The organism is Micromonospora sp. LOL_024 (assembly GCF_048060415.1).
In the GTDB taxonomy this organism is placed as follows: domain Bacteria; phylum Actinomycetota; class Actinomycetes; order Mycobacteriales; family Micromonosporaceae; genus Micromonospora.
In genome coordinates this window covers 1-478 of record NZ_JBHMIS010000190.1, presented here as the reverse complement: position 1 = coordinate 478, position 478 = coordinate 1, and the positions used below count along the sequence as shown (strand labels likewise).

Genomic DNA, 478 nt, shown 5'->3' with positions numbered 1-478 from the left:
CGAGTAGTTGTAGGGATCGGTGCGGGTTTCGGCTGTTCTTTCGGAGGGCTGGCGCGATGGATGTGACGCCGGCGAGGCGGAGCAGGCTAATCGCGGTGTTGCGCAGGGTGGCCAGGGCTCGGGGTGCGTTGCCGGTCCGTGGGCGGCTGGCGTCCTCGCGGTAGGTGGTGTCGCGAATGTGGTGTAGGACGTCGATGGACCAGTGGCCGCGTAGCCAGTCGGCCAGTTCGGCGGGTCCGGCCTGCTCAGCGGTGAGGTTGGTGATTGCGTAGGCGGTGACGGTGGACCAGCGGTCGGTGGCCGGGGTGTAGCGGCGGCGCCGGATCCGTAGGGCCTGGGTGGCGTGCGGGAAGTCCAGGGCGAGGGCGCCGAGACAGGTGACCGCCTGCAACCGGCGGATGTCATGGCGGCCGTGTCCACGGTCGTGGGTCTGGCCCAGGACCGGAATCTTCGCCCATGGCAGGGCTTTGACCTGCCG

The 478-nt window shown here is 69.5% G+C and carries 1 pseudogene; it reads right to left on the bottom strand.

Going from position 1 to position 478, the window contains the following annotated elements:
- Positions 1-478, bottom strand: a pseudogene (locus tag ACFHWY_RS28830) (ISAs1 family transposase); the annotation flags it as partial.